This is a genomic window from Kitasatospora sp. NPDC032150 (assembly GCF_055579945.1).
In genome coordinates, this window is sequence record NZ_JBVIMH010000056.1 from 1 (window position 1) to 21,858 (window position 21,858).

Annotated in this window: 17 protein-coding genes and 1 pseudogene; 16 read left to right on the top strand and 2 right to left on the bottom strand. The window is 71.6% G+C overall.

Features of this window, described 5'->3' with window-relative positions; genetic code table 11:
- The 4 genes from ACZ5ON_RS34260 to ACZ5ON_RS34275 all read left to right on the top strand — a co-directional run.
- Positions 1-355 (top strand): alpha-glucosidase C-terminal domain-containing protein (locus ACZ5ON_RS34260; RefSeq protein WP_465601023.1); only part of this gene is annotated, 355 nt, incomplete at its 5' end.
- Position 356: 1 nt separating this feature from the next.
- On the top strand, positions 357-1,865 hold the full coding sequence (locus ACZ5ON_RS34265; RefSeq protein ID WP_465601026.1) for a maltokinase N-terminal cap-like domain-containing protein: 1,509 nt from the start codon (positions 357-359) through the stop codon (positions 1,863-1,865).
- 48 nt (positions 1,866-1,913) lie between these two features.
- Complete coding sequence (gene glgB, locus ACZ5ON_RS34270) at positions 1,914-4,352, top strand: 1,4-alpha-glucan branching protein GlgB (protein ID WP_465601029.1); 2,439 nt, start codon at positions 1,914-1,916, stop codon at positions 4,350-4,352.
- A 32-nt stretch (positions 4,353-4,384) separates the two neighbouring features.
- Positions 4,385-5,776, top strand: coding sequence for a phosphomannomutase/phosphoglucomutase (locus ACZ5ON_RS34275; protein WP_465601031.1), 1,392 nt, complete (start codon positions 4,385-4,387; stop codon positions 5,774-5,776).
- Between the two features lie 304 nt (positions 5,777-6,080).
- On the opposite strand, the gene ACZ5ON_RS34280 is transcribed toward ACZ5ON_RS34275, so the two are convergent.
- A complete protein-coding gene (locus tag ACZ5ON_RS34280) occupies positions 6,081-7,421 on the bottom strand; it encodes a helix-turn-helix domain-containing protein (RefSeq protein WP_465601033.1) in 1,341 nt (446 codons plus the stop codon).
- 258 nt (positions 7,422-7,679) lie between these two features.
- Between ACZ5ON_RS34280 and ACZ5ON_RS34285 the strand changes: the two genes are divergently transcribed.
- The 11 genes from ACZ5ON_RS34285 (at position 7,680) to ACZ5ON_RS34335 (ending at position 21,110) form a co-directional block, all read left to right on the top strand.
- Positions 7,680-7,868, top strand: a complete 189-nt coding sequence (locus ACZ5ON_RS34285; protein ID WP_465601036.1) for a hypothetical protein — start codon at positions 7,680-7,682, stop codon at positions 7,866-7,868.
- A 123-nt stretch (positions 7,869-7,991) separates the two neighbouring features.
- Positions 7,992-9,179, top strand: a complete 1,188-nt coding sequence (gene glgA, locus ACZ5ON_RS34290; protein ID WP_465601039.1) for a glycogen synthase — start codon at positions 7,992-7,994, stop codon at positions 9,177-9,179.
- A gap of 263 nt (positions 9,180-9,442) precedes the next feature.
- On the top strand, positions 9,443-11,530 hold the full coding sequence (locus ACZ5ON_RS34295) for a P-loop NTPase family protein (RefSeq protein ID WP_465601041.1): 2,088 nt from the start codon (positions 9,443-9,445) through the stop codon (positions 11,528-11,530).
- 19 nt (positions 11,531-11,549) lie between these two features.
- On the top strand, positions 11,550-13,082 hold the full coding sequence (locus tag ACZ5ON_RS34300; RefSeq protein WP_465601043.1) for an ABC transporter substrate-binding protein: 1,533 nt from the start codon (positions 11,550-11,552) through the stop codon (positions 13,080-13,082).
- A 114-nt stretch (positions 13,083-13,196) separates the two neighbouring features.
- Entirely contained in the window at positions 13,197-14,144 is a 948-nt protein-coding gene (locus tag ACZ5ON_RS34305) for a glutamate ABC transporter substrate-binding protein (RefSeq protein ID WP_465601045.1), read from the top strand.
- A 5-nt stretch (positions 14,145-14,149) separates the two neighbouring features.
- Complete coding sequence (locus ACZ5ON_RS34310; RefSeq protein ID WP_465601048.1) at positions 14,150-14,797, top strand: amino acid ABC transporter permease; 648 nt, start codon at positions 14,150-14,152, stop codon at positions 14,795-14,797.
- Positions 14,794-15,588, top strand: a complete 795-nt coding sequence (locus ACZ5ON_RS34315; protein ID WP_465601051.1) for an amino acid ABC transporter permease — start codon at positions 14,794-14,796, stop codon at positions 15,586-15,588. The genes ACZ5ON_RS34310 and ACZ5ON_RS34315 overlap by 4 nt, the downstream gene beginning before the upstream one ends.
- Positions 15,589-15,673: 85 nt before the next feature.
- The gene (gene polX, locus ACZ5ON_RS34320) at positions 15,674-17,401 is read left to right on the top strand and encodes a DNA polymerase/3'-5' exonuclease PolX (RefSeq protein ID WP_465601054.1); all 1,728 of its coding nucleotides are present in this window, start codon (positions 15,674-15,676) and stop codon (positions 17,399-17,401) included.
- 211 nt (positions 17,402-17,612) lie between these two features.
- On the top strand, positions 17,613-18,431 hold the full coding sequence (locus tag ACZ5ON_RS34325) for a hypothetical protein (RefSeq protein WP_465601057.1): 819 nt from the start codon (positions 17,613-17,615) through the stop codon (positions 18,429-18,431).
- A 10-nt stretch (positions 18,432-18,441) separates the two neighbouring features.
- A complete protein-coding gene (locus ACZ5ON_RS34330; protein WP_465601060.1) occupies positions 18,442-20,364 on the top strand; it encodes a fumarate reductase/succinate dehydrogenase flavoprotein subunit in 1,923 nt (640 codons plus the stop codon).
- The gene (locus ACZ5ON_RS34335; RefSeq protein ID WP_465601063.1) at positions 20,361-21,110 is read left to right on the top strand and encodes a succinate dehydrogenase/fumarate reductase iron-sulfur subunit; all 750 of its coding nucleotides are present in this window, start codon (positions 20,361-20,363) and stop codon (positions 21,108-21,110) included. The genes ACZ5ON_RS34330 and ACZ5ON_RS34335 overlap by 4 nt, the downstream gene beginning before the upstream one ends.
- Before the next feature lie 51 nt (positions 21,111-21,161).
- Here ACZ5ON_RS34335 and ACZ5ON_RS34340 read toward each other — a convergent pair whose 3' ends face one another.
- Positions 21,162-21,563 carry an MmcQ/YjbR family DNA-binding protein gene (locus ACZ5ON_RS34340; protein ID WP_465601065.1) on the bottom strand — a complete coding sequence of 134 codons (402 nt, stop codon included), beginning with the start codon at positions 21,561-21,563 and terminating at the stop codon, positions 21,162-21,164.
- Between the two features lie 140 nt (positions 21,564-21,703).
- Here ACZ5ON_RS34340 and ACZ5ON_RS34345 point away from each other — a divergent pair.
- Positions 21,704-21,858: pseudogene (locus ACZ5ON_RS34345) on the top strand (transposase); the annotation flags it as partial.

Below are 21,858 nucleotides of genomic sequence, written 5' to 3' on the forward strand. Positions count from 1 at the left end.
GACCGGCCCCGACACCCTCACCCCCCTGATCACCACCCTCAACCGGCTCCGCCGCCGCCACCCCGCCCTCCAGCAACTACGGAACATCACCTTCCTCGAGACGGACAACGACCGCATCCTCGCCTACCGCAAGCGCTCCGGCGAGGACCTGGTGATCGTGGTGGTCAACCTCGACCCGCACCAGGTCCAGCAGGCCACCGTGACACTGGACGCCGAGACGCTGCCGGCCGGCCGGCCGCTGACCGTGCACGACGAACTCACCGGCGCCACCTACACCTGGGGCCAGGAGAACTACGTCCGGCTGGACCCGTCCGTCAGTCCCGCGCACATCGTGACCGTGGATCAGGACCGCTGAGATGGCCGGAGCGGCTACGCGCGAAGACCGGACCACCCGCGGCCACGCCGCCGCAGCGGAGGGCGACCGGCTGCTGGGACCGCTGCTGCCCGCCCTCCGCCCATGGCTGGTGACCAGGCGCTGGTTCAGCCAGGAGAGCGGTTGCCTGCAGGACGTCCGGCCGGTCAGCACCGCGGTCCTGCCGGGCGGAGGGGCCGTCCTGCTGCACGCGGTCGTCGTCGCCCGACACACCTCCTCGGCAGCCCGCCGCTACCAGCTGCTGCTGGGCCTGCGACGGGAGCTGCCCGCCCGGCTCGCCGCCGCCGCGATCGGCCAGGCCGTCGGCGGCGAGTGGGACGGCTGGTGGCTGTACGAAGCCACCGAGGACCCGGAGTCGATGAGCAGGCTGCTGGACTCGGCCGCCCACGAGGCGAGTTCACCGCTCCAGCTCGTCCGTTGCCTGGACACCCCACTGCGAACCGACCTGACGGCTCGTCAACTCGACGTGGAGCAGAGCAACACCAGCGTGGTCTACGGCGACCGGCTGCTACTCAAACTACTGCGCCGGCCGGAGGACGGCCCGCACCCGGAGGTGGCTGTGCTCAGGGCGCTCACCGAGGTCCGGTCCGCCCGCACGCCCCGGCTGGTCGGCTGGCTGCGCCTGGCGGACGGCCCGGGTGGGGACGGAGCGGACGGAAGCGGAGGAGCGGAGAGCGTGCTCGGCGTGCTCACCGAGTTCCTGGCCGCCGAAGGCACGGGCTGGGAACTGGCGGTCCGGCAGGCCGGGGACTTCCTGGAGGCACGCCATCCGGCGGCCCCAGCGGTCGACGGCTTCCATGTGGAGGCCCGGGCACTGGGCTCCGCCGTCGCGGAGCTGCACTCCGCCCTGGCCGAGGCCTTCCCGACCGTCCGGCTCGAACCGGGCGAGGTGCTGCGGCAGACCGCGGAACTCGCCCGCAGCCTGAGGTCGGCCGTCCGGGAGGTGCCCCGACTGGAGGCCTACGCGGGCCGGATAGCCGGGCTGTACGAGGATTACGAGAAGGTCGCCCTGCGCGGGAACCTCACGGCCCAGCGTCTGCACGGCGATCTGCACCTGGGCCAGGTGCTGCGGACCGCCGAGGGCTGGAAGGTCATCGACTTCGAGGGCGAACCGCTGCGCCCGGTCGCCGAACGCGGCCTTCCGCAGCCGGCGCTGCGCGATGTCGCGGGCATGCTCCGGTCGTTCGACTACGCGGCCCGGCAGGCATTCGCCGCCCGCCCGCCGGGCGGCGAGCTGCCCCAGGAGCCGAGCGCCGCCCCGGAGCGGCGCCGGCGGGCGCGCCGGGCCCAGGCCTGGGCGGTCCGCAACCGCCGTGCCTTCACGGCCGGTTACACCGCCGCCGGAGGAGCGGACCCGCACTGCCACCCGGTGGTGCTGCACGCCTTCGAGGCGGAGAAGGCGGTCTACGAGGCCGTCTACGAGGCCCGGCACCGCCCGGACTGGCTCCCGATACCGCTCGCGGCACTGCAGCGGCTGGTCTCCGGCCGCTGAGGCGGTCAAGTCGGCTTCCTGGATCCGCCCCGTCCTGCCCGAACCGCCATGACCCGCCTTGATCGGCCGCGTGCTGCCCCCGTTCGCTGCTGCCGGTCGACAGGTCCGGGCCCGGCCGCGCCGACTCAAGTCCCCGTCCACTCAAGTCCCCGTTCATTCATGTCCCCGACCCCTCAAGCCCCCCTCACGTCCCCGAAAGGACCGCCTTCCGTGACCTCGCCGACCGTCCACGCCGCGACCGGCGGAAGCCTCGCTCCGCCGTTGCCGCAGCTCCCCGCGGCGCCACCCTCCCCCGAGGAGCGCCGACGCCTGCTGGCCGGGCGGCACCACGACCCGCACGGCGTGCTCGGCGCGCACGTCACCGCCGAGGGGATCGCGATCCGGGTGCTGCGCCCGTTCGCCGAACGGGTGGCGCTGGAGGTCGGCGAGGCCTCCTACCGGCTGGTGCCGGACGAGGACGGTCTGTTCACCGGCCTGCTTCCCGCCACCGGGCCGGCCGGCGGTCCGCCGACGGAGCGGGAGATCCCCGCCTACACCCTGTTGGTCGGCTACCGGGACGCCGAGCACCGCCAGCACGACGGATACCGGATCCCGCCGACCTTGGGGGAGTTGGACCTGCACCTGATCTCCGAGGGCCGGCACGAGCAGCTCTGGCGGGCGCTCGGTTCGCACGTCCGGGAGGTGGACGGCGTCCGCGGCACCGCCTTCGCGGTGTGGGCGCCGAACGCCGTCGGGGTCCGGCTGTCCGGCGACTTCAACCACTGGAACAGCAGCGGCCATCCGATGCGCTCGCTCGGCTCCTCCGGCGTCTGGGAGCTGTTCGTCCCGGACCTGGCCGACGGCGCCCGGTACAAGTACGAGATCCACACCCGGGACGGCCGGGTGCTGGAGAAGGCGGACCCGCTGGCGCGGGCCACCGAGTGCCCGCCCGGCACCGCCTCGGTCGTGCACACCTCCACCTACCGGTGGCAGGACGCCGACTGGCTGGCCCGCCGTGCGACCGGCACGCCGCACGCCGCCCCGATGTCCGTCTACGAGGTACACCTTCCGTCCTGGCGGCCCGGATTGACGTACCGCCAGCTGGCTGACGAACTTCCCGCGTACCTCGCCCGACTGAACTTCACGCACGTGGAGTTCATGCCGGTGATGGAGCACCCCTTCGGCGGCTCCTGGGGCTACCAGGTCTCCGGCTTCTACGCCCCCACCGCCCGGCTCGGCAGCCCGGACGACTTCAGGTACCTGATCGACACCCTGCACCGGCACGGCATCGGCGTGATCGTCGACTGGGTGCCCGCGCACTTCCCCAAGGACGACTTCGCGCTCGCCCGCTTCGACGGCGAGCCGCTGTACGAACCGGCCGACCCGCTGCGCGCCGAGCACCCCGACTGGGGCACCCTGGAGTTCGACTACGGCCGCACCGAGGTGCGCAACTTCCTGGTCGCCAACGCCGTGTACTGGTGCGAGGAGTTCCACGTCGACGGCCTGCGGGTGGACGCGGTCGCCTCGATGCTCTACCTCGACTACTCCCGGGCGGAGGGGGCCTGGATCCCGAACCGGTACGGCGGGCGGGAGAACCTGGAGGCGGTGCGGTTCCTGCAGGAGCTGAACGCGACCGTCTACCGCCGGTGCCCAGGCGTGGTCACCATCGCCGAGGAGTCCACCGCCTGGGACGGCGTCACCCGGCCCACCGACAGCGGGGGCCTGGGCTTCGGGCTGAAGTGGAACATGGGCTGGATGCACGACTCGCTCAGCTACCTGGGGCGCGACCCGGTGCACCGCAGGTACCACCACAACGAGATGACCTTCTCGATGGTGTACGCCCACTCGGAGAACTACCTCCTGCCGATCTCGCACGACGAGGTGGTGCACGGCAAGGGCTCGCTGGTCGCCAGGATGCCGGGGGACTGGTGGCGGCAGCGTGCCACCGTGCGGGCCTACCTGGGCTACATGTGGGCCCACCCGGGCAAGCAACTCCTTTTCATGGGTCAGGAGTTCGCCCAGGGCGCGGAGTGGGACCACGAAAGTGGACCGCAGTGGTGGGTGCTGGAGGAGCAGTGGCCGGCCGCCGGGGAGCACCTGGGCGTCCAGCGGCTGGTGGGTGAGCTCAACCGGATCTACCGCGAGACGCCCGCCCTCTGGGAGCAGGACAGCGAACCGGCCGGCTTCCAGTGGATCGACGCCGAGGCCGGCGACGAGAACGTGCTGTCCTTCGTGCGCCACGACCGTGCGGGCCGGCCGCTGGTCTGCCTCAGCAACTTCTCTCCCGTGGTGCACCGCGGTTACCGCACCGGGCTGCCGCTTCCCGGCGCCTGGCAGCAGGTGCTGGACACCGACGCCGCCCGATACGGGGGCAGCGGCGCGGCCGATCCCGGCCCGGTCCGGAGCTGCGCCCGGCCCTGGCGGGGCTGGGCGCAGAGCGCCGAGCTCACCCTCCCCCCGCTCGCCACGATCTGGCTGGCCCCCGCGCCCGACACCGACCCGCGGTGATCCGCCGCACCGACCACCACGAAGGAGATCCGATGGCCACCAAGCACGCGTATCCGAGCCCGGCCCCCGCCGGGGCCGCCTCGATCGTCAAGGCGTACGACATCAGGGGCCTGGTGCCCGAGCAAGTGGACGAGTCGGTGGCCCACCGGGTCGGCGCGGCCTTCGCCGAGCTGACGGGGGCGCCCGCGGTCGTGGTCGCCCGTGACATGCGCGACAGTTCACCCGCCCTGGCCGAGGCCTTCATCCGCGGGGTCATGTCCCAGGGCGTCGACGCGGTGGACGCCGGACTCGGCTCCACCGACTACCTGTACTTCTGCTCCGGCCGGCTGGGGCTGCCCGGTGCGATGGTCACCGCCAGCCACAACCCCGCCGCCTACAACGGCATCAAGCTCTGCCGGGCGGGCGCGGTGCCGGTCGGCGAGGGCAGTGGTCTGGAGCGGATCCGCGAGCGGCTGACGGACGGCGGTCCGGACGAGGCCCGGCGCCGCGGCCGCTGCCGGAGCGCGGCGCTGCTGGACGAATACGCCGCCCATCTGCACTCACTGGTCGACCTCTCCGGACTGCGTCCGCTCAAGGTGGTGGTGGACGCCGGGAACGGCATGGCCGGACTGACCGTGCCCCTGGTGCTGAACCAGCCGCAACTGGAGCTGGTGCCGATGTACTTCGAGCTGGACGGCACCTTCCCGAACCACGAGGCCGACCCGATGAAGCCGGCCAATGTCGCGGACCTCAAGGAGCGGGTGGTCCGGGAGGCCGCGGACCTGGGACTGGCCTTCGACGGCGACGCCGACCGCTGCTTCGCGGTGGACGAGCGGGGCGAGGCCGTCCCGGCCTCCTCGATGATCGCGCTGGTGGCGGACCGGCTGCTTGCGGCCGAGCCGGGGGCGGCCGTGGTGCACAACCTGATCACCTCCCGGTCGGCGATCGAGGTGATCAGGGAGGCCGGTGGTGTGCCGGTCCGCTCCCGGGTCGGCCACTCCTTCGTGAAGGCGCTGATGGCCGAGCACTCGGCCGTCTTCGGCGGTGAGCACTCAGGGCACTACTACTTCCGGGACTTCTGGTTCGCCGACACCGGCATGCTCGCGGCGCTGCACCTGCTGGCGGAGCTGTCCCGCTCCAGCAGGCCGCTCTCCAGGCTGGTGGCCGACTACAGCCGCTACCCGGCCTCCGGCGAGGTCAACCTGACCGTCGCCGACCCGGCCCGGGTGCTCGGGGCGGTGGAGCACTCACTGGGCGACGCGGCCGTCCACCTCGACCATCTGGACGGGCTCACCGCCGACTTCGGCGGCGGTGCCTGGTTCAACCTCCGCCCCTCCAACACCGAGCCGGTGCTGCGCCTCAACGCGGAGGCGGCCGACCGGCGGGGACTGCGGCGCCTGCTGAACCAGGTGCAGCGGGTGATCGCGGCGGCGGACGGCCGATGACCGCCGGGCCGGGCGCCGCCGCGCCAGGTCCGGCGGTGCGGCCCGGCTCCGACCATGACCGGCCGAGGGCCGCCCGGTCCGGGACGGGACCGGATGGGGCGGAACGGGGTGGCCTCGGACGGGAGGGTTCCCCTTCCGAAGACGCGGTTGACGGGTGCGCGGCCTTGGACCGACCGGCAATAGGGCCCACGGCGTCGCGTGCCGATAGCTCTCTCCCCCTCCTTGCCCGCCATCGGGCGGGGGTGCCCCCGGCCGCCAGGCTGGGGGACCCTCCTTGATCCACGCTCTCTATTGCCGGTCGGTCCTAGCCGAGGCTGGAGGTGATCGGTGCCTTCACCGTCGGCAGTGCGGGTAGCCCGAGGTCGGCGAGCGCCCTGCCGTAGGCCTCCATGGCCTCGCTCTCCCGGCCGAGCTCCTTCCACAGGTCGGCGACGTGGCGCCACACCGCGGCGGTGTGCCGGGTGACGGTGGCGGTGCCGAGCTGGCGGATCACGGCCCGGAGCGTGGTCATCGCGGCCCCCGGGTCGCCAGCCTCCAGCTGGGCCTGGGCGAGCAGGGTGCGGATCCTGGCGGACTCCGCGGGATCGCCGTTGCGCACCAGTCCGAGTGCGCGGCTGGCATGGCCGATGGCCTCGGCGGGCTCGTCCACCAGCAGGGCGAACCGGGCCAGACTGGCCTCGGTCCAGGCCTGTTCGGCGGCGGTGCCGACCTCAAGGACGGCGGGGTGGGCGTCGTCGAGCAGGGTCTTGATCCGGACCGCGTCGGGCGCCTCGGTCCCCATCAGCAGGTTCGCGTAGACGATCTTGAGGAGTGCCTGGTGCCGGAGGTTGTCGGTCTCCGCCATCAGCAGCAGGGCGCGCTCGGTGAGCGCGAGTGCCTCGGCGGTGCGGCCCTGGGAGGAGGCGACCAACGCCGCGTTCCAGTACACCGCGCCCCGGGCGACCCGGGAACCGGCTTCGTCCGCCACGTTGATCAACCGGTCCGCCACCAGCCGGGCCTGGGTGAGGTCACCCCTGGCCTGGTAGCAGCCGATCAGGGTCGAGCCGAGCTGGACGTGGTCGTCGGTGAGGTCGAGGCCGAGCCCGTCCAGGGTGCGCATGGCCTGCTCGCCGATCTCCACGCTCAGCGTGTAGTCACCGGCGTCCCGGTAGCAGCGGCAGAGCGCGATCGCCAGCTGCGCCCACTCCGCGGAGCCCGGCACCGTGCCCGGATCCCGGTAGAGCTGGGTCAACAACTGGATGGCGGCCTCCAGGCGGCCCAGCTTCTCGAACGCCAGGGCCTGGCCGATCCGGGCCCGCCGGATCATCCCCTCGCTGAGGAAGGGGGCCGAGGCGAGTGCTTCGCTGTAGGACTGGAGCGCCTCGCCGTTGGCGCCGTTGCGCATCGCCATGTCGCCGAAAGCGATCTTGAGTTCGAGATCCTTGACGTGTGCGTCGTCGCGACCGGTCTGCAGGTACTCCACCGAGCAGCCGACCCGCTCGGCGAGGGCCCGCAACACGGCCTCGGATGGCACTCGCTTGCCGGTCTCGATCAGCGAGACATAGCTCACCGAGATGTCGGCGGACGCGAGGTCCTGCTGATTCAGGCCGCGCTTCTGGCGCAGCTCGCGGAGGCGCTGTCCGATTCCGTTCTGCGGCTGTTCCATGACTCTCCGGTCGGGCGGTGGGGCGTCGGCGCTAGCCTGGTGTCCATTTGACTACAGGTTTACAGGATGTGACCACTCATAGCCAAGTGGTCCGCTCCCTGATTGTTGCCCGAACTTAACGATGTACATGCCTGTCTGCATCGCTCACCTGCTGATCTGCCAAGTCGGGCCAGAGTGTGGCGAAACTGTGATTGACAGGCATTGTCAAAACACATTGACTCTCGCTGTAAATAGTCGCACCGACGGAAGGCCCGACCTATGTCCAAGTGCGTTGCAACCGTGGCCGCGGCCGGAGCCGGCGTGCTGCTCGGGGTAGGCCTGCTGCTGGGCCTCGTGCCGAATGCCGCGACCGCCGCAGATCTGCCCGCCGAACCCGCGACCCCCGCCGCCACCGGTACCCCGGGCCCCGCTCCCAGCACCGACATCGGCGGCGGGTCGTGCTGCTGACAGCCGGGGTCCGCCCGGGGCCTGCCCGCCCGCGCCCGAAGCACCGCTGACCGGCCTGGCCCGAGCCCGGGACCACCGGGGCCGGCGCACCCCCGCGCCCGAACCGCAGAGAGAGGAAACGTGATGCGTGTCGACCTGCTCACCAGGGAGTACCCGCCCGAGGTGTACGGAGGCGCCGGGGTCCACGCGGCCGAGCTGACCCGGGCGCTCCGCCAGCGGGCCGAGGTGCGGGTGCGGTGCTTCGGGGTCGAGCGGACGGAGCCCGGCACCAGGGCCTATCCGCTGCCCGGTGAACTGCACGAGGCCAACGCCGCACTGCGGTTCCTCGGCGCCGGCCTGCGGATGGCCGCCGACTGCGCCGGAGCCGATGTGGTGCACAGTCACACCTGGTACGCCAACGCGGCCGGGCAGGTGGCCGGGCGGCTGCACGGCATACCCCATGTGATGACCATGCACAGCCTGGAGCCGCTGCGGCCCTGGAAGGCCGAGCAGCTGGGCGGCGGCTACGCGCTGTCCAGCTGGATGGAACGGGCCTCGGCGGTCGAGGCCGACGCGCTGATCGCGGTCTCCGCCGCCATGCGCGACGACATCCTCGAGGTGTACCCCGGGATACCGCCGGAGCGGGTGCACGTGATCCACAACGGGATCGACGGGGACGTCTACCGGCCCGACCCCGGTACCGCGGCGCTGACCCGCTCCGGCATCGACCCCGACCGCCCGATCGTGGTCTTCGTCGGCCGGGTGACCAGGCAGAAGGGCCTGCCGCACCTGCTGCGAGCAGCGTTCCGGCTGCCCCCGGAGGCCCAACTGGTGCTCTGCTGCGGGCAACCGGACACCCCGGAGATCGCGGCGGAGGTGGCCGGACTGGTCGAGGAGCTGACCCGGGTGCGCCGGGGAGTCTTCCGGATCGACGGGATGCTGGACGGCCCGAGCGTACGCCAACTGCTCACCCACGCCACGGTGTTCGTCTGCCCCTCGCTGTACGAGCCGATGGGCATCGTGAACCTGGAGGCGATGGCCTGCGAGACGGCCGTGGTCGCCACGGCGGTGGGCGGCATCCCCGAGGTGGTCGAAGGCGGCCGCACCGGGCTGCTGGTCGACTACGAACCGCGACCCGACGGCACCGGGGAGCCCGCCGATCCCGACCGGCTGGCCCGGGACCTGGCCGACTCGGTCAACCGGCTGCTCGAGGACCCGGAGCTGGCCCGGAAGCTGGGCCAGGCGGGCCGCGAACGGGCGCTGCGCGAGTTCTCCTGGCACGAGGTGGCGACCCGTACCCTCGCGGTGTACCAGGCCCTCGGCGCCGCCTGACCACCGGCTCCCCCTGACCCCCGGTGTCCCCCACCGCCGGCGTCCCCACCACCTTCCGTCGGCCGCCGCCTTCCCCGGCTTCAGGGCCCGCCGGACCCGGCTCGCCGCGCCCTGCTGGCACCTCCGCCGTCACCGAACCGGAACCTTCCGGGATGCACCGATCCTGCACGACTCGATTACACAGTCGAACACTTCGTGGCACCATGAGTGCCCGCGACCGCGTGCCATGAGCACGCAGGCGAGGCTGAACGGGGGTCAGGAGCGTGCCCGACAGACCGCTGCGCCCGCTGGGCGTCCAGACCGTCGAGGACCTGGTGCGCGACTGCTGGGTGCGCGCCGCCGGCCCGGCGGGCCGACGCCCGGACCGCAACCTGCCGGTCGTCGTACTGCTGGGCCGGCACGGCAGCGGCAAGACCACGGTGCTGCGCTACCTGTCGCGCCGTGCCTCCACCTCACCCCAGGCCGGGCACGACTTCGCCGCCGGGACGCTGCGCCCGTACGAGGTCGCGGCCCGGCTCGCCTTCCGGCTCTCGCTGACCTCCCGGGGGCTGCACTTCCCGCGGCTGATCCACGGCCTGGTGGCCGTCGACCCCGACCTTCTGCTGGACGTCAACAGCCCTGACCGCGCCAGGCGGCAGCTCGACAAGCGGATGCGCGAGGCGAGGCAGCGCAGCGCCGGGCTGATCCCCGATGCGCTCTCCGAGGGCATCGGGCTGCTCAACGACCTGGGCGCCATCCCGGTACCCGGGGCCGGTCTGCTGGCCGCGCTGCTCTTCCGCGGCCTCGGCCCGAGGCTGCTGAACACCGCCTCGCGCTCCGGCCTCGAGTGGTACGGCACGGGCGGCGCGCAGGCACCACTGGACGCCCTGGTCGCGCTCAACGAGCGCAGCCGCAGCGAGGATCCGGCCGACCAGGACGGGGTGGACCGCCTGCTGTGCGAGGCGTTCCTCGCCGATCTGCGGGCCGCGTACCACCGGCGGCTGGGGGCGGCCCCGGACCGGAACTGCCTGGTGGTGCTGGACAACATCGACCAGGGCGGCGGCAGCCGGTTCCTCACGCTGCTGCTGGAGGTGCGGGAGTCGCTGGCCCGCAAGGACGGCGGCTGCGACCCGCTGCTCACGGTGGCCAGCGCCTCCAGCGCGCGGGCGGTGCCAGGACCGTTCGACCCGGGGCCGGCCGGCCTGCGCATCCGCGACCCCCGCCAGGCCTCCTACGAGGACTGGCGGGCCGGAATCCCGCAGTCCCCGGCGGACTCCTCCTGGTGGTGGTACGCGCTCCGGCTCACCGATCTGACGTCAGGTCAGGTATCCCGGCTGGCCGAGGCGATCGCGCCGCGGCTGCCGGAGGCGACCCCGCTGGTGCACCGGCTGACCTACGGGCACCCGTGGAGCGTGCTGCGGATGCAGCAGGCGGCGGCCCGGATGATCGACCGTCCGGACGCCGACGTCCGGCTGCGCGGGATCCTCGACTCCGGCCCGGTGGCGAACGGCGCCGCCGACACCGACCCGAGGGCGCCGCGCCCGACGCTGCGGAAGGAGGCGCTGCGCTACCTGCTCCAGGACATGGAGGCCGACCAACTGGCCGGCCTGGTCACCTGCGCCGCTGCCCGGGACATGGAGTCGGCCGTCAACTCCCCGCTGCTGGCGGACTTCTCCCCGCGCATCCGGGAGACGCTGTTGGAGGAGACCGCGCAGCGCCTGTGGCTGGTCCCGCAGCTGGCCGAGGACGCGGGCACCCGCGGCGGCCGGGGCTCGCACTACCTGCCCACCACCGGCCAGGCCGCACATCCGAACCCGCTGCCCGACTCCCTCGTCCTGCAGCCCTGGCTGTGGCTGCTGCTGCTCCGGGAACTGGCCGACCGCCCAGCCGGCGGCCCGTACCCGGACTGGGACACCGCGCACCAGCGGCTGCACGCCTGGCACGCCGACCGCAAGGGCCACCTGCCGAACGCCTACTACCACCGGCTCTCGCTCGGACAGGTCGAGGAGGTGGTCGCCCGCCTCGAGTCCAGCCTGCACACCCTGCCGACCGAGGCCTGGCTGTACGAGCTGTACGCGACGACCGCGGCACCGATGCGCGAGCCGGTGGACGTCTCGGTCTCCGCCTCCCACCGGGCGGACCTGCTCGCCCGTGAACTCGCCCCGGACGCCTTCCGGCACCACCGGGCGCTGGCGCTGCTGGTGACCTCGCTGTGGCTAGCCGTCGATCCGCGCAACCGGCTGCCGAACGCGCAGCCGGAGCTCAACTTCACCATCAGCGCCTCCTTCCGGGACCTGGCCTGGCACACCGACGACGCGAACAGCGCCGTGCTGCGCTCCGAAGCCGCCCGTTACGAGGCCCACACCGCGTGAGTCCAGGAGGCCGACCGCGATGACGCCGCTCTCCCCGCACGAGACATCCGACCCGGAACCCTGGGACCCGCCCCGCCGCTGGTGGCGGGGGTGGCTCGGGATCACCGCCCTGGTGGCCGTACTGGCACTGGCCGCCGGCGGCCTCTACCTCGTCCTGCGCCCGGCGAGCACCCGCTGTGCCGACGGCGTGGCCCGGGTCGGCGCGGACGAGGCCTGCGTCGGGCTCACCGACGGGAGCTACCCCTTCACCGACGATCTGGCGACGGTCTTCGGAGTGGTCCGCGACGAGAACAGCAAGGTGGCCGCCGCCGCGGCGAAACCGGGCGGTGCACCCTGGGTCGGTGTGGTCTACCTGCTGCCGATGGTCGCCGGCCGCGGCGGCTCGTCCACCGCCGACTCCATCCGGCACGAGATCGAGGGCGCCTACACCGCCCAGTGGGTGGCCAACCACAGCCACTCATACGGCGATTCCCCGCAGATCCGGCTGCTGCTCGCGGACAGCGGGGGCAGCGACGCGCAGCGGGACTACACCCTCGGGCAGATCGAGGCCCACCGCGACTCGGACCACATCGTCGCGGTCGCCGGGCTGGGCACCAGCACCGACTCCACCCGCGCCGCCATCCTGCGGCTCACCCACGAGGACATCGCCGCCTTCGGTTCGGTGATCACCGCCGACGACCTCGCCGACATCCAGGGCCTGGTGCGGGTGTCGCCGCCCAACTCCGACGAGGCGGCCGCCGCCGCGAAGTACCTGGCCCAGGACCACCCGGGCGCCAAGGTGCTGCTGGTGCAGGACCGCAAGGCCGATGACCTGTACAGCCGCACCCTCGCGGACCAGTTCCGCAAGAGCTATCCGGCGGCGCAGCTCGTCCCGCAACCGATGGAGTACGACTCCTCCAAGTCGGACGTCTCCACCTACTTCACCCAGCAGATGGCCAACGTCTGCCTGTCCGACCCCGACGTGGTCTACTTCGCCGGTCGCGGGATCGACCTGCCGCGGTTCCTCGCGCCGCTCTCCCAACGCCAGTGCGTGAGCAAGGAGTTGACCGTCATCTCGGGGGACGACGCCTCGCAGGTGGAACAGTCCGTGGGCGTCGGGGAGGTCAAGAACGCACTGCGGCTGGGCAACATCAAGCTGCTCTACACCGGACTCGCGCACCCGGACGCCTGGCAGCTGCGGCGGCAGTCCTACGCACGGACCGCGACGGCGGCCTTCGAGGCCGGCGGTGAGTTCCCGAGTGCCTTCCCGCACGAGACACTGGCCGACGGCCAGGCCATCATGGGGCATGACTCGGTGCTGACCGCGGTGTCCGCGATCAGGGCAGCGGCCACCGGCGGGGCGGACCGGGTCACCGGGCAGGACGTGGTGCAGATGCTGACCCTGCTGTACGGCGCGAAGGCGGTCTCCGGGGCCAGCGGCCTGATCTCGCTGGACTCCCACGGCAATCCGGTGAACAAGGCGATCCCGATCGTCGAACTGAGCCCGGACGGGCAGGTGCGCACCGTCGCGGTCTCCTCCCGTACCGGAAGCCCGCCGGACGGGCACCCCTAAGGCTCAGCACGTGCCGGAGGCAGGTTCGTAACGGTCTTTCATATTTCCTTTGACCCAGATCGGTTGTGGGTAGGTAGGCGACCCGGTCCAGCTCTCGCGCAAGGAGATCCTCGGATGACCACCAGTTCGACCAAGCGCCGGCGCGCCCTGCCGGCCGTGCTGCTGGCGATGACGACGGCGGCCGGCCTGACCGCCTGCGGGTCCTCGGACAAGTTGCCGCCGGCGGCCGGCTCCTCCGGCTCCGGTGACGCCTTCCAGCAGGTGGTGGACGGCGCGCCGGTGGCACCGGACTCGGCGATCCCCGCCGGGAGCCTGATGGCCAAGATCAAGAGCCGTGGCACGATGAACGTCGGCGGCACCGACGCCGCGGCACTGTTCTCGCTCAAGGACCCGGTCACCGGCAAGGTGACCGGCTTCGACGCCGGACTCACCGACATGCTGGCCAAGTACATCATCGGCCGTCCCAGCGTGAACCGGGTCCAGGTGGACGTCAGCACCCGCGAGGCGCTGCTGCAGAACGGCACGGTCGACGCGGTCCTGGCCACCTACACCATCACCCCGGCCCGGGCGAAGAAGATCGCCTTCGCCGGCCCCTACTACTCCTCGGGCGACGCCATCCTGGTCCGGGCCTCGGAGCAGTCGATCACCAAGGTGGCCGACCTGAACGGCAAGTCGGTGTGCACCGAGTCCAACTCGACCGCGGCGAACGACATCAAGCAGTTCGCGCCGAACGCCAAGGTGGTCCTCTTCCAGACCAACGCCGAGTGCCAGCAGGCCGTCGAGCAGGGCCGCGCCGACGCCTACGTACTCGACCAGGCACTGCTGCTCGGCGACGCGGCCCGGGACAAGAAGGTCAAGGTTGTCGGCCGGCCGTTCACCACCGAACCCTACGGCATCGGAGTTCCGCTGGCCGCGCCCGAGATGAAGACCTTCGTCAACGACTGGCTGAAGCTGATCGAGTCCAACGGCGACTGGGCCAAGCTGTGGAAGGCGACGATCGGCACCGAGCTGTCCGGCGACGCGCCGACGCCGCCCGCCATCGGCTCGGTCGACGGGAGCTGAGGCCGGTGCCCGACCAAACCGGCGCCGTGCTGCGCCAGCTCGGCCACGGCTTGCTGCTCACCCTGGCGATGACCGGACTCGCCTTCACCAGCGCGCTGGTGCTCGGCGTGCTGCTGGCGGTGTGCCGGATCAGCCCGGTGCCGCCGCTGCGGCTGGTCGGCGCCGGGTACGTCACCGCCTTCCGCAACGTCCCGCTGCTGGTCCTGCTGGTGCTTTTCGTGTTCGGGCTGCCCGAAATCGGTCTGCTGTACCCGCTGTTCACCACCGTCACCCTGACGATGGCGCTGTACTGGGCCGCGTTCGTGTGCGAGGTGGTGCGCTCCGGCATCCGGACGGTGCCGGTGGGGCAGATCGAGGCGGCCCGGGCACTCGGACTGACCTTCTTCGAGACCCTGCGCTCCGTCGTCGTGCCGCAGGCCCTGCGCTCGATGGTGCAGCCGCTGGGAAGTGTGTTCATCGGCCTGGCGCTGGGCACCTCACTGGGCGCCGCCGTCGGGGTCCCCGAACTGACCGGGCAGGCCCAGTTCGTGACCCTCAAGTACGACAACCCGCTGACCAGCTTCGCCGTGACCACGGCGGTGTACGTGGCGATCACCCTGACCTCCGGCCTGATCGCCGGCAGGATCGAACGGAAGGTGGCGATCAGACGGTGAACGAGGACTCGCTCTTCGACGCCCCCGGCCCCCGGGCCCGGCGGCGGATCCGGATCGCGACCACCCTCTCACTGCTGGCGATCGCGGCACTGCTGTACCTGGCGATCCGCCGGTTCGCCGACCACGGACAGCTCGCCGCCAGCCAGTGGCGGATGTTCACCTCGTGGCCGATCATCAACTTCCTGCTCGGCGGGATCGGCCAGACCTTGCTGGTCACGGCGGTCGCCGCCGCCATCGCATTCCCGCTCGGCGGCCTGATCGCACTGCTCAGGCTCAGCCGCAACCGCCCGCTGCGCGCCCTGGCCCGGGGCTACACCGAGCTCTTCCGCGCCGTACCGCTGCTGTTGCTGCTCTACGTCTTCCTGTTCGCGCTGCCGCGGGCCGGGCTGACCTTCCCGGTGTTCTGGCAGCTGGTGATCCCGATCGTGCTGGGCAACGCCGCCGTGTTGGCGGAGATCTTCCGGGCCGGGGTGCTGGCCCTGGACCGCGGCCAGTCGGAGGCCGCCTACAGCCTCGGCATGACGTACTGGCAGTCGATGACCTGGGTGGTGATCCCGCAGGCGGTGCGCAGGCTGGTACCGACGCTGGTGAGCCAGCTGGTGCGGCTGCTGAAGGACTCCACCCTGGGCTACGTGGTCAGCTATCTGGAACTGCTGCACAAGGCCCAGGTGCTCGGTGAGTACTACCACAGCGTGCTGCCCAGCTTCCTGGTCGCGGCGGCCTGCTACGTCGTGATCAACACGGCGCTGTCCGGGATCGCCAGCCGACTGGAGCGGCGCCGACGGGCCTAAGCACCCGACGACGCGGCTTCTTCTCGCATTCCGGAATTCCGGTTCCGGATGCGGAGGGCGGCCACCCCCTGCCTAGACTGGCCCCATGGCCCGACTGAACGACGAGGTCGAGGCCCTGCTGCAGGAGTACTCCGACCTCATCCTGCTGACCGGCGGGGACGCCTACCGGGCGCGTGCCTACGAGAAGGCAGCCCGAGCGGTCGGCGGCTACCACGAGGACCTGGCCCGTCTGGACGCCAAGGGCCTGCTGGAGATCCCCGGCGTCGGCAAGTCCACCGCCGACAAGATCACCGAGTACCTGGCCAGCGGGCACATCGGGGCCCTGGAACAGCTGCGCGCCAAGGTTCCGGCCGGGGTGCGCGAGATCATGGCCATCCCCACCGTCGGTCCGAAGAAGGCGGCCCTGATCCACCAGCAGCTGGGCATCACGACCGTCGCCGAGCTGGTGGAGGCGGCCAAGAACGAACGCCTGGGCGGCCTCCACGGCCTCGGCGCGCGCACGGCGGAGAATATCCTGCACGGCATCGAGCAGCTGCGGCAGAGCGGCGGACGCACCCTGCTGAACGCCGCACTGGAGCTGGCCGAGGGCCTGGTGGCCGAACTCTCCTCGGTGCGCGGCTGCGTGCGCTGCGGCTACGCCGGGTCGCTGCGCCGGATGCGGGAGACCATCGGCGACATCGACATCCTGGCCGCCGCCAAGGACTCCACCGCACTGATGACGGCCATCACCGAACTGCCGTACACCGCCGAGGTGCTGGCCCACGGCACCACCAAGACCTCGATCCGCACCACCCAGGGCATGCAGGTGGACCTGCGGGTCGTCCCACCCGAGGACTGGGGCGCGGCGCTGGTCTACTTCACCGGCTCCAAGGCGCACAACATCCGGCTGCGCGCCCGGGCCGTCAAGGCCGGGCTCAAGCTCTCCGAGTACGGCCTGTTCGAGGTGGAGAGCGGTCGGAAGCTGGTCTCGCGGACCGAGGAGGAGGTGTACCGGGCACTCGGCCTGCCCTGGATCCCGCCCACCCTGCGCGAGGACCGCGGCGAACTCGACGCCGGGGCGGCCGGCGAGCTGCCCGCGGTGGTGACCGAGCGCGACATCCGCGGCGACCTGCACACCCACACCAACCTGACCGACGGTCTGGCCCCGCTGGAGGAGATGCTGGCGGCGGCGGCCGAACGCGGCTACTCCTACTACGCCGTCACCGACCACGCCCCGAACCTCTACATGCAGCGGATGACCGACGAGAAGATGCTCGCCCAGCGCGAGCAGGTGCGCCAACTGAACGGGAAGTTCGGCAAGTTGCACCTGCTGCACGGCACCGAGCTGAACATCGACGCGGACGGCGGCGTCGACTGGCCGCCCGAGTTCCTGGCCGGCTTCGACCTCTGCGTGGCCTCGATCCACTCGCACTTCAGGGCCGGCCGCGACGAGCAGACCCGCCGGCTTATCCGGGCCTGCGAGAACCCGTACGTGCACATCATCGGCCACCCGACCACCCGCCTGCTCGGCCGGCGACCGGCCATCGACGTGGACCTGGACGCGGTGTACGAAGCCTGCGCCCGCACCGGCACCGCACTGGAGGTCAACGCCTCGCCCGAGCGCCTCGACCTGGGCGACGAGCAGATCCTGGCGGCCCGCAGGCACGGCGTCCGGTTCGCCGTCAACACCGACGCGCACTCGACCGTGCACCTGGCAAACCTCCGCTACGGCATCGGCACAGCCCAGCGCGGCTGGCTGACGAAGGAGGAGGTCATCAACGCCTGGCCGCTCACCCGGCTGCGGCGCTTCCTGCGCGGCCACCCGGACTGCTAGGCCCTGGGTGATCACAACCCGCCCCCTCGCCTGGCGCGCCATATTGTGATCTGTGCCACGTTCCGGGACTCTTCTACGGTGTGCAGCCCCGAGGAGGTCCTGTCGTGAGCGAGCGCAGCGAGCGAACAGTCAGGAGGCGCGCGTGGTGCGAAGCGCGCGCCGAGCGTAGGGGGTACCGCCCGGCCGTAGGCGCCGGGGGAGAGGTGCGGGCATGAGCACTGGAACGGAACGACCCACCGGCACCGGCGTACGCGCTCCGGGGCGCGCCGCCATCGCGCAGGGCCGACTGCGCACCGACCGCTGGTGGCTGCCGCAGCTGGCCACCGTGGCCGGGCTGTTGGCCTTCATCTGCTACTCGACCTGGCGCGCGTTCGACGGCACGCGCTACTACGCGGCCCCTTACGTGTCCCCGTTCTACTCCCCGTGCCTGGCGGCCAACTGCACGGACATCCGCGGCGGGGCCGACTGGGCGCTGTTCGGCGACTGGTGGCGGCTGTCGCCCGCACTGATCGTGCTCATCTTCCCGCTCGGCTTCCGAGTGACCTGCTACTACTACCGCAAGGCCTACTACCGGTCGTTCTGGCTCGCACCCCCGGCCTGCGCCGTCGCCGAACCGCACACCCGCTACACCGGGGAGACCCGCTTCCCGCTGATCCTGCAGAACCTGCACCGGTACTTCTTCTACGTCGCCATCCCGTTCGCCGCGATCCTCACCTACGACGCGGCACTGGGCTTCCGCAACCCGGCCGGGGAGTGGGGGCACGCGGGGCTCGGCAGCTTCGTCCTGCTCGCGAACATCGCGCTGATCTGGGCCTACACGCTCTCCTGCCACTCCTGCAGGCACATCGTCGGCGGACGGCTGAAGCACTTCTCCAAGCACCCGCTGCGGTACCGGATGTGGCAGTCCGTCAGCAGGCTGAACGCCCGCCACATGCTGCTGGCCTGGTGCTCGCTGGCCTCGGTCGGCCTCGCCGACCTGTACGTGTACCTGGTGGCCTCGGGCGCCTTCGCCGACCCACGATTCTTCTAGGAGGCTCAGCATGGCCGAGATTGAGCGGCACTCGTACGACGTGGTCGTGGTGGGTGCCGGCGGGGCGGGGCTGCGGGCCGCGATCGAGGCGCGCGAACAGGGCATGCGGGTGGCGGTGGTCTGCAAGTCGCTGTTCGGCAAGGCGCACACCGTGATGGCCGAAGGCGGCATCGCGGCGGCGATGGCCAACGTCAACAGCAAGGACACCTGGCAGGTGCACTTCCGCGACACCATGCGCGGCGGGAAGTTCCTCAACAACTGGCGGATGGCCGAACTGCACGCCAAGGAGGCCCCCGAGCGGGTCTGGGAACTGGAGACCTGGGGCGCGCTGTTCGACCGGACGGAGGACGGCCGGATCTCGCAGCGCAACTTCGGCGGCCACCAGTACCCGAGGCTGGCCCACGTCGGCGACCGCACCGGCCTGGAGCTGATCCGCACCCTGCAGCAGAAGGTGGTCTCGCTCCAGCAGGAGGACCGGCGGCAAAGCGGCGACTTCGAGGACGGCCTGAAGGTCTTCCAGGAGTGCACCGTCACCCGCGTGCTCACCACCCGCACCACCGGCGGCCCGGCCGACGGCCGGTGCACCGCCGGGGTGTTCGGCTACGACCGGGAGAGCGGGCGGTTCTTCGTGATCCAGGCGCCCGCAGTGGTACTGGCCACCGGCGGAATCGGAAAGTCCTTCAAGGTGACCTCCAACTCCTGGGAGTACACCGGCGACGGACACGCCCTCGCACTGCTCGCCGGCGCGAGCCTGCAGGACATGGAGTTCGTCCAGTTCCACCCCACCGGCATGGTCTGGCCCCCGTCGGTCAAGGGCATCCTGGTCACCGAGTCGGTACGCGGCGACGGCGGGGTGCTGCGCAACAGTGACGGCCGGCGGTTCATGTTCGACTACATCCCCGAGGTCTTCAAGGGCCAGTACGCCGAGACCGAGGAGGAGGGCGACCGCTGGTACACCGACCCGGAGGACAACCGGCGCCCGCCCGAGCTGCTGCCCAGGGACGAGGTGGCACGCGCGATCAACGCCGAGGTCAAGGCCGGTCGTGGCACCCCGCACGGCGGGGTCTACCTGGACGTCTCCACCCGGCTGTCCGCCGAGGAGATCGTCCGCCGACTGCCCTCGATGTACCACCAGTTCAAGGAACTGGCGGACGTGGACATCACCCGCGAGGCCATGGAGGTCGGCCCGACCTGCCACTACGTGATGGGCGGGGTGCGGGTGGACCCGGACACCTCGGCGGCACCCGGAGTGCCGGGGCTCTTCGCGGCGGGCGAGGTGGCCGGCGGCATGCACGGCTCCAACCGGCTCGGCGGCAACTCGCTCTCCGACCTGCTGGTCTTCGGCTGCCACGCCGGTCGGCACGCGGCCCGCTACGTCGCCGAGTCGAGCGGGGACCGGCCCGTGGACGAGGCCGAGCTGGAGCTCGCCCTGCGGGAGGCGGTCACGCCCTTCGACGACACCCGGGTGCGCGGCGGGCCGGCGGAGAACCCCTACACCCTGCACCAGGAGCTCCAGCAGACCATGAACGACCTGGTCGGCATCATCCGGCGCCAGGCGGAGATGCGGGAGGCACTGGAGCGGTTGCAGGAGCTCAAGGAACGGGCCGGCCGGCTGGTGGTCGAAGGACACCGGCAGTTCAACCCCGGCTGGCACCTGGCGCTCGACCTGCGGAACATGCTGCTGGTCTCCGAATGCGTCGCCAGGGCCGCACTGCTGCGCCAGGAGAGCCGGGGCGGCCACACCCGGGAGGACTACCCGGCCATGGACCGTGAGTGGCGCCGGGTCAACCTGGTCTGCACCGCCGACGGGGACGGCATCGAGGTCGTCCGGCAGGAGAACGGGACGATGCGGGCCGAGTTGCTGGCCCTGTTCACCCGTGAGGAACTCGCCAAATACCTGACCCCCGAGGAACTGAACGGAGTGCAGCAGTGACCTACCAGGCCGAATTCCGGGTGTGGCGCGGGGACATGACTGGCGGCGGATTCGCGACGTACCGGGTCGAGGCGGACGAGGGCGAGGTGGTCCTCGACCTGGTGCACCGCCTGCAGGCCACCCAAGCCCCGGACCTCGCCGTGCGCTGGAACTGCAAGGCGGGCAAGTGCGGTTCGTGCAGCGCCGAGATCAACGGGCGGCCCCGGCTGCTCTGCATGACCCGGATGTCCGCGCTGCCGCCGGGGGAGCCGGTCAGCATCGCCCCGCTGCGCGCCTTCCCGGTGATCCGGGACCTGGTCACCGACGTCTCCTTCAACTACGCCAAGGCCAGGGAGATCCCGAGCTTCGCCGCACCGCAGGGGCTGGCGCCCGGCGAGTACCGGATGAGCCAGGAGGACGTGAACCGCTCCCAGGAGTTCCGCAAGTGCATCGAGTGCTACCTGTGCCAGGACACCTGCCATGTGGTGCGCGACCACGAGGAGAACAAGTCCGCCTTCGCCGGCCCGCGTTACCTGATGCGGATCGCCGAGCTGGACATGCACCCCCTGGACACGGCCGACCGGCAGAAGGCCGCCCAGGAGGTGCACGGACTCGGCTACTGCAACATCACCAAGTGCTGCACCGACGTCTGCCCGGAAGGGATCAGGATCACCGACAACGCGCTGATCCCGCTCAAGGAGCGGGTCGCCGACCGCAAGTACGACCCGCTTGTCTGGCTCGGCAGCAAGATCACCCGCCGAAGGTGAGGCCTGCTCCTCCCGGACGCCGGGGCCGTTCCCCGGGGAACGGCCCCGGCGTCACTCCGCCCCCGGGGCCCGCTCGGCCGCTTCGGGGGCCCGCTCGCCGGGCCAGTCCAGCCGCAGGCGTTCGGCGCGCGGGAGGCTCGCGACCACCAGGTCATAGGAGTCCTCGACCATCTCGTGGACCAGGCGGTCGGGGACGGAGCCGTCGAGCCGGACGGTGTTCCAGTGGCGCTTGTTGAGGTGCCAGCCGCCGGTGATCGCCGGGTACCGGGCGCGCAGCCGCAGCGCGAGATCGGGGTCGCACTTCAGGCTCACGGAGAGCGGGACGGCGTCGAGCGCGCTGAGGGCGAACATCTTGCCCCCGACCTTGAAGACCGAGGTGTCGGCGTTGAACGGGAAGGTCTCGGCCGTCCCGTTCAGGTCCAGGCAGGCGGCTTTCAGCTCATCGGGCGTCATGCGTCAAGTGTGCCCCCTGCCGCGGCGTCACCGCCGTCGGGGGCGTTGGGTCCGCCGCGAGGGGCACGAGGGCGCCGCCAACCGGTAACTCGGACGGGCGAAGATCCATGTTCTGCAGGTCCCGGGGATTCGCTACCGGAAACAGCCCGCGTTTCCTGCGCCGGGCGGAGAAGCGCCTCAAGAAGGCGCAGCGGTCCCTGTCTCGCAAGGAGAAGGGCTCGAAGAACAGGGACAAGGCCCGCCGCAAGGTCGCCCGTGCTCACGCGCGGGTGGCCGACGCCCGGCGCGAGTTCCA